Consider the following 17,571-nt stretch of genomic DNA (forward strand, 5'->3'; position numbering starts at 1 on the left):
GGAAGCACGACGCAAGAGGCTCAAGGACGCAGCCGTCCTGCCCCTCCGTCGCCTTCGGCGCCACCTCCCCCTGGCGGGGAAGGATTGCGAAGGCGTTCTGCAGCCTGCGGATTCACGCCGCGCAATTCTGCCGGATATACTCGGCATGGTCGGGCATATAGTCGACCGACTTCGCCACCGCGCCGGCGATATGCGCCAGCCGGTCGCGCGTTTCGGCGAGCGAGAGCAATTCCGCGACCGGATCGTGGCGGCCCCAGCGCATTCCCTGTCCCACCATCACCGCGAACCAGCTGGTGTCGTTGAACAGCTCTTCATGCTCGCGGAAGCAGCGGCCTGAGCTTTCGAACACGCGGATCTTCTCCGCCAGCCGCTCGGGGATCGGCATCGTACGGCAATAGTCCCAGAAGGGCGAATCGGTGCGATCCGTGGCGCAATAATGCAGGATCAGGAAGTCGCGGATCAGCTCGCTCTCCTCGATCATCAGCCGGTTGTAACGCGCGCGCTCGGCTTCCGCGAAGGTCGAATCGGGGAAGTTCGACAACAGCCGCGCGATGCCGCTCTGGATCATCCAGATGCTGGTCGATTCGAGCGGCTCCATGAACCCGGCCGACAGCCCGATCGACACGCAATTGCCGTCCCAGAAGCGTTCGCGATGCCCAGTGGTAAAGCGGATGAAGCGCGGGTCGGCCAGCGCTTCGCCATCGAGATTGCCGAGCAACGTCGCCGCCGCCTCGTCGTCGCTCATATAGTCGCTGCAATAGACCATGCCGTTGCCGGTGCGATGCTGCAGCGGGATGCGCCATTGCCACCCGGCCTTGCGCGCGGTCGATCGGGTGAACGGGGTCAGGCCGCCCGGCACCGACGCGCATGGCACCGCGACCGCACGGTTGCACGGCAGCTGCGCCGACCAGTCGACATAAGGCACGCCAAGCGTCTTGCCGATCAGCAACCCGCCAAAGCCCGAGCAGTCGATGAACAGCTCGCCCGCCACCCGCTCGCCCGATTCGAGCGCGACGGCGGCGATGTGGCCGCTCTCGCCGTCGCGTTCGACATCGACGATGCGGCCCTCGATCCGCTTGACGCCCATGGCTTCGGCCAGTTCGCGCAGGTACAGCGCATAAAGCCCGGCATCGAAATGATAGGCATAGGCGATGCCGGACAGCGGCGAATTGCCGGCATCGATCGGCGGCATGAAGCGATTGGCGTGCGCCGCGCTTGCCATCAGCGAAAAGGCATCGACATTGGCGAATGGCGGCTCATGCGCCAGGCGCTGCCAATAGGCGTGGAAGGACACGCCCTCCATATCGATCCCGTACTTCCCGAACGGGTGGAAATAGCGCCGGCCCAGCCCGCCCCAGTCGACGAACTCGATCCCCAGCTTGAAACTTCCCTTGGTACGGCGGACGAAGTCATTCTCGTCGATGCCGAGCAGGCGGTTGAACGTGCAAATCTGGGGAATGGTGGCCTCGCCGACGCCGACCGTTCCGATTGCGTCCGACTCGACCAGGGTGATCGTCGCATATTCGGGGCCGAGAATGCGCGCCATTGCGGCCGCCGTCATCCATCCCGCGGTGCCGCCGCCCACGATTACGATCGACCGGATTCGTTCCGCCACGTCGAATTGCCTCCCCACAGAATGGCGTGCAGCATCGCTGCAACATACGCGTCATTTTCTTTGTGGTAGCGCACAACATCTCTTGCCGAAAGCTGCGCGTTCGCTTAAGACGAAGAAATGTTAGCGCTACCTTAGGCGGCGTAGCATGCAGAGGGGCCGTGAAGGCTCTCGAACGAGGAGGGGATGGATGTCGAATTGGCGGAAGCGTGCGCGCGCCGAGGGTCGTGCTGCATGGGGTCTAGGAGTTTCCACCGCCGCGCTGATGACAGCGTTGGCCGTTCCGACCGCAGCATGGGCGCAGGAAGCGCCGGCTGCTGAGGAAGCCACCGATCCGGATACCGTGGTCGTCACGGGCTTCCGTGAGTCGCTGCAAAGCGCACAGCAACGCAAGCGGACGTCGGACACGATCGTCGATTCGGTGACCGCCGAAGATATCGGCGCGCTGCCCGATCGCTCGGTGACCGAAACGCTGCAGCGTATCCCCGGTATCTCGATCAACCGCTTCGCGGCGGGCGTCGACCCCGACCACTTCTCGGTCGAAGGTTCGGGCGTCGTGGTGCGCGGCCTCACCTATGTCCGCTCCGAGTTCAACGGCCGTGAAGCGTTCACCGCCAATAACGGTCGCGCGCTGAGCTTCGCCGACGTGCCGTCCGAACTGCTGGGCGGCGTCGACGTGTTCAAGAGCCCGTCGGCGGATCGGATCGAGGGCGGCATCGCCGGCGTCGTCAATCTGCGCACGCGCCTGCCGTTCGACAAGAAGGGCTTCGTGCTCGCCGGTTCGCTCGAGCTCAACTATTCGGACTTCATCGAAAAGGCGTCGCCGACCGCCGCACTGGTGGTCAGCAACACCTGGGATACGGGGATCGGCGAGATCGGCCTGCTCGGCAGCGTGTCCTACTCGCAGCTGTTCTCGCGCGCCGACCGTTTCCAGGTGTCGAGCTTCCGCGTGCGCCCGATCTACTCGGATGGCACCCGCACCGACGTGGTCCCGTTCGGCACTGCGACGCAGCGCGGCAGCGGGCTGTTCCCGCGCGGCGCGGTGATCGGCAATCAGGAATTCGATCGCCGTCGCATCGGCTTTGCTGCAGCTGCCCAGTGGCGCAGCACGGATCGCCGCGCCGAAGCGACCTTCCAGTTCCTGCGCTCCGACGCGCGTCAGGCCTGGACCGAGCGTACGATGGAAATCGCGACCGACAACGTGACGTCGAACGGCGACTCGCGCGCCCGCGACGGGACGTCGATCGTGTTCGATTCCTCGGGCCTGTTCGAAAGCGGCGTCATCACCGGCCCGACCGGCTGGCGCGCTGACCAGAACACCGCCGGCGACATCCGCACGCCGGCAATGGGCCTGCAGTCGAACAATATCCGCCGCGATCGTGACGAGCGTGCGGTGACCGACGATTACGGCTTCAACTTCCGCTATCAGGTGGCCGACAATCTGAGCGTCAGCTTCGACTATCAGCATGTCGACTCGTTCGTCGACGTGCTCGACAATGGCCTGTGGACGTCCTCCTACCAGGACGCCGCGATCCGGCTGAACGGGAGCGACTTCCCGACGGTCGAGTTCCGCGCACCGCAAAGCTGCCCGACCCTGCCGTGCACCGGCGCACCGGGCGGCTCGGCCAACTACCCGTCCTATTATACGGGCACGCACCAGAGCTTCTCCGATCCGTACAACACCTTCTATCGCTCGGCGATGGACCATATCGAGGCAAGCACCGGCAATTCGGACGCATTCCGCCTCGATGCCGAACTGTCGTTCCCGGAGGACGGCTTCTTCAAGTCGGTCCGTGTCGGCGGCCGTTATGCCGACCGCGATCAGGTTGCGCGCTTCTCGTCCTATAACTGGGGGCGCCTGAGCGAGCAGTGGGGCAATGGCGGGCCGGTGTGGCTCAACGATCCGGTCGACAACGTCACCGGCGGGAATGGCGGCACCGCGCCGCAGGGCTATGAAGCCTTCTGCTTCCAGGATTTCTTCCGCGGTTCGGTGAGCAATCCGCTGGGCGGCCAGTGCCGTCTGTTCTCGAACATCAACAGCACGACCTACTACCAGGCCTATATCGACTATGCCAACCGCATCAACCGCGAGTGGGAACCCACCGTGGCAGGCGCGGGCGGCCGACAGATCAATGGTGGATGGCGCTCGCTGGCGGATCGTCCGAATGCGATCGCGGGCACCCCGTTCACGCCGGGTGAAGTGAATCCGCAGCAGGAGATCAACAAGGCGGCATATCTGATGCTGCGCTTCGGCAACGAGTTCGACAACGGCTTCAAGCTCAGCGGCAATGTCGGCGTGCGCTATACGACGACCAACCGCAAGTCGCAGGGCTTCGCCGAATTCCCGTTCGCGACCAACCTGCCGACCGCGGATACCTGCCGGGATTCGATCAACAATGCGCTCAGCGGTGCGGGTGGTTCGGTCAACGCCTTGTGCGCACTAACCCCGGCCCAGCTGACCAGTATCAACGCGTTCCTGAACGGTGCCACGGTCGCGAACAGCTTCGACATCGACTATGACTATTGGCTCCCCAGCCTCAACCTGAAGCTGGAAGTGGGTGGCGGTCTGCAGTTCCGTGCGGCCTATTCGAAGGGCGTTGCCCCGCCCGCGCTCGGCCTGGTGCGCAACTACTTCCCGGTCAACGTCAATGCCGTGCCGCGCGTCAACGCCAACGGGTCGCAGATCCCGATCGTGGTGACCCCGGTCGCCCCCGGCACCGGCGTCTATGGCTCCAACGGCACGATCGCGCCGGGCCAGGTGCTAGTCCAGGGCTCGTTCAACGCGGGCAATCCCGAGCTGCTTCCGACCGAGGGCGATAACTTCGACCTCACCGCAGAATGGTATTTCTCGCGGGTCGGCCAGCTGACGGCGTCGCTGTTCTACAAGGAACTGCGCAACGTGCTGACCAACAGCACGCTGCGTCGCAGCTTCACGAACAACGGGCAGACGTTCGAGGCGGTGGTGACCACCCCGGTGAACTCGCAGGATGTCGGCAAGATCAAGGGTTTCGAAATCGCCTATCAGCAGGTGTTCGACTTCCTGCCGGGACCGCTCAAAGGCCTCGGCCTGCAGGCGAACTATACCTATGTCGATAGCGAGGGTGTGCCGCAGAGCACCCTGTCGGAGACCGATCCCGATGTGGCCGCCGGCCGTGAGCCGACGATCACCGGTGCCAACTTCCCGCTGCAGGGGCTGTCGAAGCATACCTTCAACATCACGCCCTTCATCGATATCGGCCCGGTCTCGGCGCGTGCATCGTATAGCTGGCGTTCGCAATATCTGCTCACGCTGCGCGACGTGATCACGCCGTTCGATCCGATCTTCCAGGAAGATTATGGTCAGCTGGACGCGTCGATCACGATCTCGATCAGCGATCAGCTGAAGCTGGGTATCCAGGGCGTGAACCTGACCAACTCGGTGACGAAGACGAGCGCGGCGGTGACCGATCAGACCGGCGCGGTCCGCCTCGTCCCGCGCGGCTGGTACATGAACGACCGCCGCGTCACCGGTATGATCCGCTTCAACTTCTAAGGGTTAGCTTCCCAACCTCCCCGCCGTCGCCCCTCGCAGGGCGGCGGCAATTTTTTTGTCCGAGACAGAGGGGGGGGGCGCACAAAAAATGCTGCGCAGCATGGGCTGCGCAGCATCTTTGCCTCCGTCGTAATGCCTGAAGCTAAGCGATCGCCTTCGCGTCCCCGAACAACTGCTCCAGCTCATGCCGCATCGGCTTGGCGCGGAAGCTGCTGTCATAGGGGCAGCAGCGTTGCGGCAGCCCGTCCTTGCGCGGGGCGAACCCCTGCAGCCAGCTAAATTTGTCGACCATGCCCCAGGCGAGCACATCGCGCAGCTGCGGGTAAGACAGCATCAGTTCCATATAGGCGCGAAGATAGGCGACCACCCCCGCGTCGCGTACGGCCGGATCGCCGGGCAGTGCATTGTCCTTGACGTCCAGTTCGGTGATGACGAGGCGATAGCCCATGGCCACCGCCTCATCGACGAACTTGCGCCATTCGCGCTCCTGACGCGGGCCGAGGCCGGTGGTGGGATCGAGCGTGAACATCTCGATATGGCTCTGAATGCCCAGCGCATCGACCGGCACATTGCGCTTGCGGAAGCCTTCGAGCAGCTTGAGCACGCCGGCGCGGTGCTTTTCGTTGCCGGGCTCCCAGCTCATATAGTCGTTATAGACCAGCTCGGCATTCGGCATTTCCGCGCGCGCGGTGTGAAAAGCGAGGTCCAGCAACGGCTCGACCCCGCCCATCGCCTTCGACAGCGACGTTTCGACCAGCCCCGAGGTTTCGGGATCGACCGCCTCGTTGACCACGTCCCAGCTGCGGATCGTGTCCTTGTAGCGTCGCATCACCGTCTGGATATGGTCGGTCAGGATTTTCTCGGCCGCCGCCTTGGGCGCCGACCCGAAATTGTAATCGTTGAGCCAGGTCGGAAACCATTTCGGCCGCGCCCACAGCAAGGTGTGACCGCGCACGTCGAGACTCTTGCTGCGCGCCCAGGCGACCATCGCGTCAAACCGGTCGAAGCGATATTCGGTGGGGGAGGGGCGGATCGACTGCCACTTCATCTCGTTTTCGGGGACGATCAATCCGCATTCGCGCGTGACCACTGCGGCATAGTCGGGATTGTTGAACGACCCCGCATCCGCGCCCGGCGGTGCCCAGGCGACCGCCGTGCCGAAGCGCCGGCCCTTGCGCTGCGCGACCGCATCGATGCCGGGCGGCGGAATGCTCGCCCCCGCCGATGTGGCGGTAACGAGCGGAAGCGCGGCAAGGCCGGCGAGCGTCTGGCGGCGGGTCGGGTTCATCGGGGCTCCTCGAAGTTTACCATTCGTGCATCGTGCCGTCCTCACGCCGGTTCACCGGCAGATAGGCACGTTTGTAGGGGAAGGTCGCAGCCAGGTTCTCGTCCAGCTCGACGCCGAGGCCAGGTGCGTCGCCGGGGTGCATCAGCCCATCGGCAAAGCTGTAGGCATGCGGGAACACCGCGTCGGTCTCGGCGGTATGGCGCATATACTCCTGCACCCCGAAATTGGGGACCGACAGGCCGAAATGCAGCGCCGCGGCCATGCACACCGGCGACAGGTCGGTCGCGCCATGGCATCCGGTGCGCACATTGTGCAGGTCGGCGAACGCAGCAATGCGGCGCAGATGGGTGATGCCCCCGGCATGGACCACGGTCGCGCGGATATAGTCGATCAGCTGCTCCTCGATCAGGCCCTTGCAGTCCCAGATCGAGTTGAAGATCTCACCGACCGCCAGCGGCGTCGTCGTGTGCTGGCGGATCAGGCGGAAGTTCGCCTGATTCTCCGCCGGGGTCGAATCCTCGATCCAGAACGGGCGGTACGGCTCCAGATCCTTGCCCAACCGCCCCGCCTCAATCGGGGTCAGCCGGTGGTGGACGTCGTGCAGCAGATGCACGTCCCAGCCCAGCGCCTCGCGCGCCGCGGCGAACAGGGGCGGCACCGAGCGCAGATATTTCTCGCTCGACCAAACATTCTCGGTCGGCAGATCGGCGTCTGCAGGTTCATAGAAATAGCGATCCTTGCTGACGCCATAGGTCGAGGCGAGGCCCGGCACGCCGGATTGCAGCCGGATCGCCTTGTAGCCCTGGCGCTGATAGTCGAGCGCGGCCTCAATCGTCTCCGCGATCGTCGCGCCGTTGGCATGGCCATAGACCATGCACCCCTCGCGCATCGCGCCGCCGAGCAGCTGGTAGAGCGGCAGTCCCGCGATCTTGCCCTTGATGTCCCACAAGGCGGTGTCGACCGCGGCGATCGCGCTCATCGTCACCGGTCCGCGGCGCCAGTACGCGCCCTTGTACAGATACTGCCAGATATCCTCGATCCGGTGCGCGTCGCGACCGATCAGGCACGGAATGACATGGTCGGTCAGGTAACTCGCCACCGAAAGTTCGCGTCCGTTGAGCGTCGCGTCGCCAAGGCCGGTGGTGCCGTCATCGCACTCGATCTTGAGCGTGACGAAGTTGCGGCCGGGGCAGGTGATAACGACGCGAGCAGAAACGATTTTCGGCATTGGCGGTCCTTCAGACGATGGTGAGCAGGGTCGACTGAAGCGATGCGGAACTGCTTCCGACACCGATGTCAACCGCGCCAGCCTCGACGATCTCCCGCATATTTGCGTCCCACAGCGCAAAAGTCTCCGCTGCAAGGTCGAACCGCACCGTTCGCGATTCGCCCGGCTGCAGCGTCACCCGCTCAAACCCCTTGAGCTGCTTCACCGGCTGCGTCACCGATGCGGTGCGGCGGCTGATGTACAACTGCACCACCTCATCGCCCGAGCGCTGGCCCGCGTTGCGCACCTCGACCGACACGCTGACCTGGCCATCGCGCCGCATCGTCGCCGCCGAGAGCCTGGGCGCACCGATCGCGAAGCTGGTGTAGCTCAGCCCATGACCGAACGGGAACAAGGGCGACTTGTCGGCGAACAGGTAGCCGCGCCGCGCCGACGGCTTGTGGTTATAATGGAACGGGATCTGCCCGGCGTCGCGGATCACCGTCACCGGCAGCTTCGCGCCCGGGTTGATCCGGCCGAACAGCGCCTCGGCCATCGCGGTCCCGCCCTCTTGCCCCGGATACCAGCATTCCAGCACGGCATTGGCCTTGGCGACCACGTTCGGCCAGCTCGGCGGGCGGCCGTTGATCGCGGCGATCACCAGCGGCTTGCCGAGCGCCGCCATCGCCGCGACCAGTTCATTCTGCTCGCCGACGATATCGACGCTGGTGCGGTCGCCGAGATGGTTCTTGGCAAAGCCCTCGCGGCTGGTCTGTTCGGTATCGCCGATGGCGAGCACGATCGCGTCCGCGCCCTTCGCAACCGCGACCGCCTGCGCGATCAGATCGCGGTTCTTCGCCGGGTCGGCGAGCAGCACTTCGTTCGCCGAGCGGTCCTCGCTCTGGGTGATGAATACGCCCTGCGCGGTGAGCAGCTCGACCGTGTCGCCGACTAGCGCGCGCAGCCCCTCGATCAGGCTGACGGTCTGTTTCGGGACGCTCGAATAGCCGCCCAGCCGCGCGATCGCATGGTTTGGCCCGATCACCGCGAGCTTGCGGACCTTGTCCTCGGCAAAGGGAAGCGTGCCGTCATTGGTGAGCAGGCACAGCGACTTGCGCGCCGCCTCCAGCGCCAGAGCGCGCGCTTCGGCATTGCCGGTGATGCGCTCGGCCAGCGCGGCGTCGCCGTAGGGGTTTTCGAACAGGCCGGCGCGGAACTTGAGCGTCAGCATCCGTGCGACCGCGCGGTCGATCGCGCTCACCTCGACCTTGCCCGCGCGCACCTGATCCACCAGTGTGCGGTACGCCATGCCATCGGGCAGTTCGCTGTCCACCCCCGCAGCGAGCGCGAGCCGGGCGGTTTCGGCCAGATCGGCGGCGACATGATGGATGCTGTCCAGTTCGTTGACCGCGCCATAATCGCTCGCGATCAGCCCGTCGAAGGCCCATTCGCCGCGCAGCACATCGCCCAGCAGCCAGGTGTTGGCGTGGCTCGGCACGCCGTCGATCTCGTTATAGCTCGGCATCACCGCGCCGATCGACGTGCGCTTCACGATCTCGCGGAACGGCGGAAAGAAATATTCGCGCAGCTCACGCTCGGACAGTTGCGCCGGGGCGACATTGTTGCCGCTTTCGGGCTGGCCATGGCCGGTCATGTGCTTGAGCGTCGCGAACACCTTGCCGTCGGCGAGCCGGTCGAACTTGCCCGGCCCCTGCAGCCCCTCGACCGCCGCGACGCCCAGCTCGGCGACGAGATAGGGACATTCGCCGAACGTCTCCTCGATCCGGCCCCAGCGCGGGTCGCGCACAATATCGACCACGGGCGAGAGGACGTACAGAACGCCGCGCGCCCGCGTCTCGCGTGCGATCACCGACTGGACGCGCCGCATCAGATCACGGTCGAACGCGCCCGCCAGGCCGATCGCCTGCGGAAACATCGTCGCGTCGGTCGCCATATAGCCGTGCAGCGATTCTTCATGGAACAGCACCGGGATGCCGAGCCGCGTGTCTTTGAGTGCCCAGCGCTGCATCGCGTTGATGAATTCGACCGTCTCGCGCGGGGTGCGCCAGCGCGCCGCCGTGCCACCCGACGCGCCGGTAATCCCCGGCACGCCGCGCTTGTCCGACGGACGGGTGACATGGCCGATGCCGTGCGGATAGGCCGCCGCCGCCTTGCCGGGATCGAAGGTGAGGCCGGTCATGACCTCCTCCTTGCGCGCCCAAATGGCGATCATCTGGCCGACCTTTTCCTCCAGCGTCATACGACCGACCAGGTCGGCGACGCGCGCGGGGATCGGCGCGCGCGGGTCCTTATACAGCGGTGCAGCAAGAGCGTGCGCGGCGGGGGCGAGGGCGATGGCACCAGCCGCAACCGATGCCCCGGCGAGCAGGCGCAGCGCGGCGCGACGCTTCACGGTGTCACCGCTAGCGTCACCGACTGAAGCGTCGCGGAATCGGCGCCGGTCATGATCTCGAACTCGCCCGGTTCGATCACGCGCTTCATGTCGATATTCCACATCTGGAACGCGTCGGGGCCAAGGGTGAGTTTCACCGTGCGCGTCTCGCCGGGCTTGAGCGTCACGCGACGGAACGCTTTCAGCTCCTTGATCGGGCGGGTTACCGACGCGACCTTGTCGCGGACATAGACCTGTACGACCTCATCGCCTTCGCGTGCTCCGGCATTGGTGACGTCGACCAGCACATCGACGCTGCCCCCCGCCTTGACCGACGGGGCCGACAGGCGCGGCGCGGACAAGGTGAAGCGGGTGTAGCTGAGGCCGTAACCGAACGGATAAAGCGGCTTGGTCGTATCGAACAGATAGCCGCGCTGCGCGCTCGGCTTGACGTTATAGACCATCGGCAGCTGCCCGACATGGCGGGCCACCGTCACCGGCAGCTTGCCCCCCGGATTGACCCGCCCGAACAGCGTATCGGCGATGGCATGACCCTGCTGCTCGCCGCCATACCAGGTTTCGAGAATCGCATCCGCCTGTTCGGCGATCTTGGGATAGGACGGCGGGCGACCGTTGACGAGGACGACGACCAGTTTCTTGCCCAGCGCCTTCATCGCATCGAACAATTCCTGCTGCTCGCCGACCAGGTCGAGGCTGGCGCGGTCGCCCAGATGCGCGTCGGCCCAGGCTTCGCGGCTGGTCTGCTCGGTGTCGCCGATGAACAGCAGGATCGTGTCCGCGCCGCGCGCGGTCTCGACCGCTTGCGCGATGCGCTTGCGGTTCTCGGCCGGGTCGGCGAGCTTGACCTCGTCCGCCCACCAATCGTCATTCTCGGTGATCTTGACGCCCTCGGCATGCACGATCTTCGCCTTGTCGCCGACGAGCGCGCGGATGCCCTGCAGCGGAGTCACTGTCTCGGGCGGGATGCCATAATAGCCGCCCAGCCGGGCGACATCGGCATTGGGCCCGATCACCGCGATCGTCTGCGGCGTGTCGAGCGACAGCGGCAGCGCGGCGCCGTCATTCTTGAGCAGCACGAACGACTTGGCCGCCGCCGTGCGCGCCAGTGCGACCGATTCCGGGCTGTGGTTGATCTTGGTGTCCGCGAGCCTGGCGTAGGGATTTTCGAACAGCCCGGCGCGGAACTTGATGCTCAGCATCCGCGCCGTAGCAGTATCGATCGCCGCCTGGCTCACCTCGCCCTTGCGGACGAGTTCGATCAGCGTCGAATAGGCCGTGGCGTTGGGCAGTTCGCTATCGACCCCCGCCGCGAGTGCGCGCTTGGCGGCGTCGGCATTGGACCCGGCGATGCGATGGATGCCGACCATCTGCTCGATCGCATAATAATCGCTGACGACCGCGCCGGGGAATTTCCATTCCCCGCGGAGCACGTCTCCCAGGAGCCATTTGTTCGCGTGGCTGGGGACGCCGTCGATCTCGTTATAGCTCGCCATCACCGCCTCGACCCCGGTGCGCGTGACGACCGCTTCGAATGGCGGGAAAAACACTTCGCGCAGCGTGCGTTCAGCAATGGGAGCGGGGCCGATATTGGTGCCGCTTTCGGGCTGGCCATGGCCGGTCATATGCTTGAGCGTGGCGAACACCTTGCCTGGCCCCAGCACACGCGCGCGGTTGGTGCCCTGCAGCCCCTCGACCGCGGCGACGCCCATTTCGGACACGAGGTGCGGGTCCTCGCCGAACGTCTCCTCGATCCGGCCCCAGCGTGGGTCGCGCGCGACATCGACGACGGGGGAGAGGACGAGATGGACGCCGCGCGCCCGCACTTCGCGCGCGATGGCGCTGTTGATCTCGCGGATCAGATCGGGGTCCCAAGTCGAGGCAAGCCCGATCGACTGCGGATAGCTGGTCGCGTCCTGTGCGGCGAGCCCGTGCAGCGCCTCTTCATGGAACAGCACCGGGATGCCGAGACGGGTGCCGTCGACCGCCCATTTCTGCACCGCATTCACATAAGCGATGCTGTCAGCGATGCTGCGCGGCGGAGTGACGCGGGGCGACACCGGACCCTTGCGGTCCGAGGGGCGGGCGAGCTGACCAATCCCGTGCGGATGCTTCGCCGTCGCCTTGACCGGGTCGAACCGGTCCTGCGCATCCTGAATCTCGACCTTGGTATCCCAGATCGAGGTGATCTGCGCGATCTTCTCTTCCAGCGTCATCCGCGCGAGCAGGTCGGCGACGCGCGTCTCCAGCGGCAGTTCGGCGTTGCGATAGGGGGCGTCCGCCGGGGGGCGTTGTGCCGTCGCCTGAGCGGCACCGCCAACCGGGGTGGCAGGCGTGCTGGCCATCACTGCGGGCGCTGCCGATACGCTCGCCAGCAACAGGGCGACCCAAGCCTTTCGCATCATCACTCTCCTGAATCGAACCGCAAAACGGTCTTTATTGTTAGCGCTACCATGATATGACGGAGTCGCGCTTGTCAAGCCGCGACCGGGCAGGAATCGGATCGGCGCGCGACGAAGGGGATGAGGATGGGGATCGCGCGGCTTTGTGCCCTGCTGCTGCTCGTAATGGCGCTGACGGCGGGCGGTGTGGCGCGGGCGGAGGACGGATATTGGCTGTGGCTCCGCAATGCGCCGCTGAGCGATGCTGCGCAGCATGAGCGCGTCGCCGTCACATTGATCGGCAGCGATTCGCCGACCGCCGAGCTGGCGCGCGCGGAGCTGCAACGCGGGCTTGCCGAGCTGCGCGTCGCATCGCAATCCGCGATCACGTTGCGCAAACGCGCCCGGTCGGGTGAGCGCGCCGGGGCGTTTCAAATCGATGGCCCGGCCATCACTTCAGCCAGCGAAACCGGTCTTCTTTACGGTGTCTTCGCGCTGCTGCGGGAGCTGGGGCAGGGCAAGCCGCTGTCCGCGATCCGGCGCGATGAAAGCCCCGCTTATGACCTGCGCATGCTCAACCATTGGGACAATCCCGACGGCCATGTCGAGCGCGGCTATGCCGGGCGGTCGATTTTCGACTGGTGGCATCTGCCCGGCCATGTCGATGCGCGGATGACCGATTATGCGCGTGCCAATGCCTCGATCGGCATCAACGGCGTCGTCATCAACAACGTCAACGCGCGCGCGATGATGCTGGAGCCGCGCTATATCGCCAAGATCAAGGCGCTGGCCGACACCTTCCGACCCTGGGGCATCCGCGTCTATGTCTCCGCCCGCTTCTCCGCGCCGCGCGACATCGGCGGGCTGAAGGTCGCCGACCCGCTCGATCCTGCCGTGCGCGCCTGGTGGAAGACAAAGGCCGACGAGATCTACGCGACGATCCCCGATTTCGGGGGTTTTCTGGTGAAGGCCAATTCCGAAGGCCAGCCGGGACCGCAGGATTATGGCCGCAGCCATGCCGATGGCGCGAACATGCTGGCCGCGGCGATCGGCGACCGCGGTACCGTGATCTGGCGCGCCTTCGTTTATGCCGCCGAAAATCGAGAGGACCGCGCGAAGCAGGCATTCACCGAGTTCGCACCGCTTGACGGCAAGTTCGCGCCGAATGTGGTGGTTCAGGTGAAGAACGGACCGATCGACTTCCAGCCGCGCGAGCCGTTCCACCCGCTGTTCGGGGCGATGCCGAAGACGCGGCTGAGCCTGGAGCTGCAGATTACCAAGGAATATCTCGGCTTCGCTTCGCACCTCGCCTTCCTCGCGCCCTTGTTCGAGGAGGCGCTCGACGCCGACACCGGGCGCAGCGGCAGTGTCGCGCGGACGGTCAGCGTGATTGCCGGCGTTGCCAATACCGGAAGCGACCGCAACTGGACCGGATCGCATTTCGATCAGGCGAACTGGTATGCCTTTGGCCGCCTGGCGTGGGATCCGCGCCTGCCGAGTGCGCAGATCGCGCGCGAATGGGCGACGCTGACGTTCAGCCGCGACCCGGCATTCCTCAATGCGGTCGTGCCAATGATGCTGGGTAGCCGGGAGGCGGTGGTCGATTACATGACCCCGCTCGGCCTTGCGCATGTGATGGGCACCGGGCACCACTATGGCCCCGCGCCGTGGGTGTCGGACCTCGCCCGGCCCGAATGGAATCCGGTCTATTACCACCGCGCCGATCGCGACGGCATCGGCTTTGACCGGACCGCCACCGGCAGCAACGCGCTCGCCCAATATGCGCCCGACGTGGCCAAGCGGTTGCTCGCGGACGAGGAACTGCTGCTATGGTTCCGCCGCGTGTCGTGGGACCATCGGTTGAGCAATGGGCGGACGCTGTGGGAGGAACTGCCGCGCCACTACGACCGCGGCATCGCGACGGTCGAGCGGATGCGCGCGACCTGGGCCAGTCTCGCGCCGTATGTCGATGCGCAGCGCCATCGCGCGGTCGCCGACTTCCTCACGATCCAGCGCGACGAGGCGCAATGGTGGCGCGACGCCAGCCTTGCGTACTGGTCGGCCACGTCCGGTCGCGCGCTGCCCGCCGGTCATGCTGCACCCCCGCACCCGCTCACCTGGTACCAGGCGCAGCGTTTTCCCGAGGCACCGGGCGAATGATTGCGCTCCCACTTCGAGTGACGCTGCGCTTGCTGCGACGGGCAAACGGGGCGTATGTGCCATGATCATGGCCTCTACCGCATCTGCCAAGCCCCGTTCGTCCCGCCGCCGTGGTGGCGCTCCCACCATCGCCGATGTCGCGGCGGAGGCGCATTGCTCGCCGATGACGGTCAGCCGCGTGATCAATGGCGAGGGCAATGTGCGCGAGAATACGCGCGAACAGGTGCTGGCCGCGATTGCCAAGCTCAACTTCGCGCCCAACCGCGCGGCGCGCAGCCTGGCTGGTGGCGAGCAACTGCGCATCGCACTGATGTTCGACAACCCCTCGGCTTCTTACCTCAGCGAATTCCTGATGGGCGCGCTGGAAGAGGCGAGCCGCGCCGACATCCACCTCGTCGTCCAGAATTGCGAGAATGTCGCTGAGGCCAAGTCGCTGGTCCATCACCTGATCGATGGCGGGATCAGGGGCTTCATTCTCCCCCCGCCCTTGTGCGACGACCAGAGCGTGCTCGACCTGATCACCGACGCCGGTGCCATCGCCATCGCGGTCGGCCCCGGCAAGGCGAGCGGATCGCATGCCGCCGTGCTGATCGACGATTTCCAGGCCGCATATGATATGACGCGGCACATCATCGACCTGGGCCATAGCCGCATCGGCTTCATCATCGGCAACCCCGAACAGGTGTCGAGCGGCCGCCGCCTCAACGGCTACAAGGCCGCGCTCGAAGCCGCCGGCATTCCGATCCGCGAAGAACTGATCGCGCAGGGTCGCTTCACCTATCGCTCGGGCATGCAGGCGTCGGAGCGGCTGATCTCGGTCGATCCGCGCCCGACCGCGATCTTCGCATCGAACGACGACATGGCCGCGGCGACCGTCGCGGTTGCGCACCGGCTGCACCTCGACGTGCCCAACGACATCACCGTCTGCGGGTTCGACGATACCGCGATGGCGAGCACGATTTGGCCCGAGCTCACCACGATCCGCCAGCCGATCCGCGGCATGACCGCCTGGGCCGTGTCGGCGGCAGTGCGCTTCCTCAAGGCCAAGCGCAACGGCGAGCCGCTGGAGGTCGAACAGAAGACCTTGCCCTATACGTTGGTGCGTCGCGATTCGGATTCCGCGCCGACCCTCGCCCACCGCGCCTCGCCCAAACGGAGTCCCAATGCCTGACGACACACCGGTGCGGCTGCGGTCGCGCGACTGGTTCGACAATCCCGAACGCTGGGACATGACCGCGCTCTATCTCGAGCGGTTCATGAACTATGGCGTCACGCCCGAAGAGCTGCAGTCGGGCAAGCCGATCATCGGCATCGCGCAGTCGGGCAGCGACCTCAGCCCCTGCAACCGCATCCATCTCGATCTCGCCAAGCGCGTGCGCGACGGCATTCGCGACGCGGGCGGCATTCCGATCGAGTTTCCGGTCCATCCGATTTTCGAAAATTGCCGCAGGCCGACTGCGGCGCTCGACCGCAACCTTGCCTATCTCGGCCTGGTCGAACTGCTTAACGGTTACCCGATCGACGGCGTGGTGCTGACCACCGGCTGCGACAAGACCACGCCGAGCCAGGTGATGGCGGCGACCACGGTCGACATCCCCGCGATCGTGCTGTCGGGCGGGCCGATGCTCGACGGTTGGCATGAAGGCGAGCTGGTCGGTTCCGGCACCGTGATCTGGCGCAGCCGCCGCGCGCTCGCGGCGGGCGAGATCGACGAGGCCGAGTTTCTGCGCCGCGCGACCAGCAGCGCGCCCTCGGCCGGGCACTGCAATTCGATGGGCACCGCATCGACGATGAACGCGGTCGCGGAAGCGCTCGGCCTGTCGCTCACCGGCTGCGCGGCGATCCCGGCGCCCTATCGCGAGCGCGGGCAGATCGCCTATCGCACCGGTCAGCGCATCGTGGACATGGTGCGGGAGGATCTGCGTCCATCGAAGATCCTGACGCGCGAGGCATTCCTCAATGCCATTGCCACCGTCACCGTGTGCGGTGGATCGTCCAACGCTCAGCCGCATATCGTCGCAATGGCGCGCCATGCGGGCCTCGAGCTGGAGCCGGAGCTCTGGTACGACCATGGCTATCACCTGCCGCTGCTCGTCAACATGCAGCCCGCAGGCAAGTATCTCGGCGAGCGCTTCCACCGTGCGGGCGGCGTGCCCGCCGCCATGTGGGAATTGCTGCAGGCGGGGAAGCTGCACGGCGATTGCCTGACCGTAACCGGGCGCAGCGTCGCGGAGAATCTGGCGGAAAGCGAGGCTCGCGATCGTGAGGTGATCCGCCCCTTCGCCGATCCACTGCAGGAGAATGCCGGCTTCCTGGTACTCAGCGGCAATCTGTTCGACTTCGCGATCATGAAGACGTCGGTGATCTCCGCGGAGTTCCGCAAACGCTATCTCTCGCGGCCCGGTGCGGAGAATGTGTTCGAGGCGCGTGCGATCGTGTTCGACGGGTCGGACGATTATCACCACCGCATCAACGATCCCGATCTGAACATCGACGCCGACTGCATCCTCGTGATGCGTTCGGCCGGCGTGCTCGGCTGGCCGGGGTCCGCGGAAGTGGTCAATATGCAGCCGCCCGATGCGCTGATCCGCAGCGGGGTGAACTGGCTGCCGACGCTCGGCGATGGCCGTCAGTCGGGGACGTCGGACAGCCCCTCGATCCTCAACGCCTCGCCCGAAAGCGCGGCGGGGGGCGGGCTGGCGTGGCTGCGCACCGGCGACACGATCCGCATCGACCTCAACACCCGCCGCTGCGACATGCTGGTCGAGGCGGACGAGATCGTGCGGCGCAAGGGCGATGGGTTGCCCGAGGTTCCGGCGAGCAACACGCCCTGGGAGCAGTTGGCGCGCGAAAAGACCGGGCAGCTGGGCGAGGGCGCGGTGCTGGAGTTCGCACTGGACTATCGCCAGACGTCGAAGACGCTGCCGCGACATAATCATTGAACCGTTCAATTCCTCCCCTGCGCAGCAGGGGAGGGGGAC

9 protein-coding genes are annotated in these 17,571 nt (G+C 65.8%); 4 read left to right on the forward strand and 5 right to left on the reverse strand.

Going from position 1 to position 17,571, the window contains the following annotated elements:
- Positions 1 to 112: 112 nt before the first annotated feature.
- Positions 113 to 1,615 carry a tryptophan halogenase family protein gene (locus tag AX681_RS18525; protein WP_082738146.1) on the reverse strand — a complete coding sequence of 501 codons (1,503 nt, stop codon included), beginning with the start codon at positions 1,613 to 1,615 and terminating at the stop codon, positions 113 to 115.
- Between the two features lie 187 nt (positions 1,616 to 1,802).
- Between AX681_RS18525 and AX681_RS18530 the strand changes: the two genes are divergently transcribed.
- Positions 1,803 to 5,144, forward strand: coding sequence for a TonB-dependent receptor (locus tag AX681_RS18530; protein WP_066664734.1), 3,342 nt, complete (start codon positions 1,803 to 1,805; stop codon positions 5,142 to 5,144).
- A 142-nt stretch (positions 5,145 to 5,286) separates the two neighbouring features.
- On the opposite strand, the gene AX681_RS18535 is transcribed toward AX681_RS18530, so the two are convergent.
- Genes AX681_RS18535 through AX681_RS18550 form a run of 4 tightly spaced genes read right to left on the reverse strand, consistent with a single transcriptional unit; the run spans position 5,287 to position 12,451 of the window.
- Complete coding sequence (locus AX681_RS18535) at positions 5,287 to 6,432, reverse strand: endo-1,4-beta-xylanase (RefSeq protein ID WP_066664735.1); 1,146 nt, start codon at positions 6,430 to 6,432, stop codon at positions 5,287 to 5,289.
- Positions 6,433 to 6,448: 16 nt separating this feature from the next.
- Positions 6,449 to 7,660 carry a D-mannonate dehydratase ManD gene (gene manD, locus AX681_RS18540; protein ID WP_066664736.1) on the reverse strand — a complete coding sequence of 404 codons (1,212 nt, stop codon included), beginning with the start codon at positions 7,658 to 7,660 and terminating at the stop codon, positions 6,449 to 6,451.
- Between the two features lie 10 nt (positions 7,661 to 7,670).
- Positions 7,671 to 10,052: a glycoside hydrolase family 3 N-terminal domain-containing protein gene (locus tag AX681_RS18545; RefSeq protein WP_066664738.1), complete on the reverse strand. Its 2,382-nt coding sequence runs from the start codon at positions 10,050 to 10,052 to the stop codon at positions 7,671 to 7,673.
- Positions 10,049 to 12,451, reverse strand: a complete 2,403-nt coding sequence (locus AX681_RS18550; RefSeq protein ID WP_231733856.1) for a glycoside hydrolase family 3 N-terminal domain-containing protein — start codon at positions 12,449 to 12,451, stop codon at positions 10,049 to 10,051. The genes AX681_RS18545 and AX681_RS18550 overlap by 4 nt, the downstream gene beginning before the upstream one ends.
- Before the next feature lie 126 nt (positions 12,452 to 12,577).
- Between AX681_RS18550 and AX681_RS18555 the strand changes: the two genes are divergently transcribed.
- The 3 genes from AX681_RS18555 to AX681_RS18565 all read left to right on the forward strand — a co-directional run bounded on the left by AX681_RS18555 (position 12,578) and on the right by AX681_RS18565 (position 17,532).
- Entirely contained in the window at positions 12,578 to 14,590 is a 2,013-nt protein-coding gene (locus AX681_RS18555) for an alpha-glucuronidase (RefSeq protein WP_082738148.1), read from the forward strand.
- 61 nt (positions 14,591 to 14,651) lie between these two features.
- Positions 14,652 to 15,761 carry a LacI family DNA-binding transcriptional regulator gene (locus AX681_RS18560; protein WP_231733857.1) on the forward strand — a complete coding sequence of 370 codons (1,110 nt, stop codon included), beginning with the start codon at positions 14,652 to 14,654 and terminating at the stop codon, positions 15,759 to 15,761.
- Positions 15,754 to 17,532: an IlvD/Edd family dehydratase gene (locus AX681_RS18565; RefSeq protein WP_066682601.1), complete on the forward strand. Its 1,779-nt coding sequence runs from the start codon at positions 15,754 to 15,756 to the stop codon at positions 17,530 to 17,532. Before AX681_RS18560 ends, AX681_RS18565 begins: the two co-directional genes overlap by 8 nt.
- Positions 17,533 to 17,571: the final 39 nt, after the last annotated feature.

This window comes from Sphingomonas sp. CCH9-E2, from assembly GCF_001557215.1.
Classification (GTDB): domain Bacteria; phylum Pseudomonadota; class Alphaproteobacteria; order Sphingomonadales; family Sphingomonadaceae; genus Sphingomonas.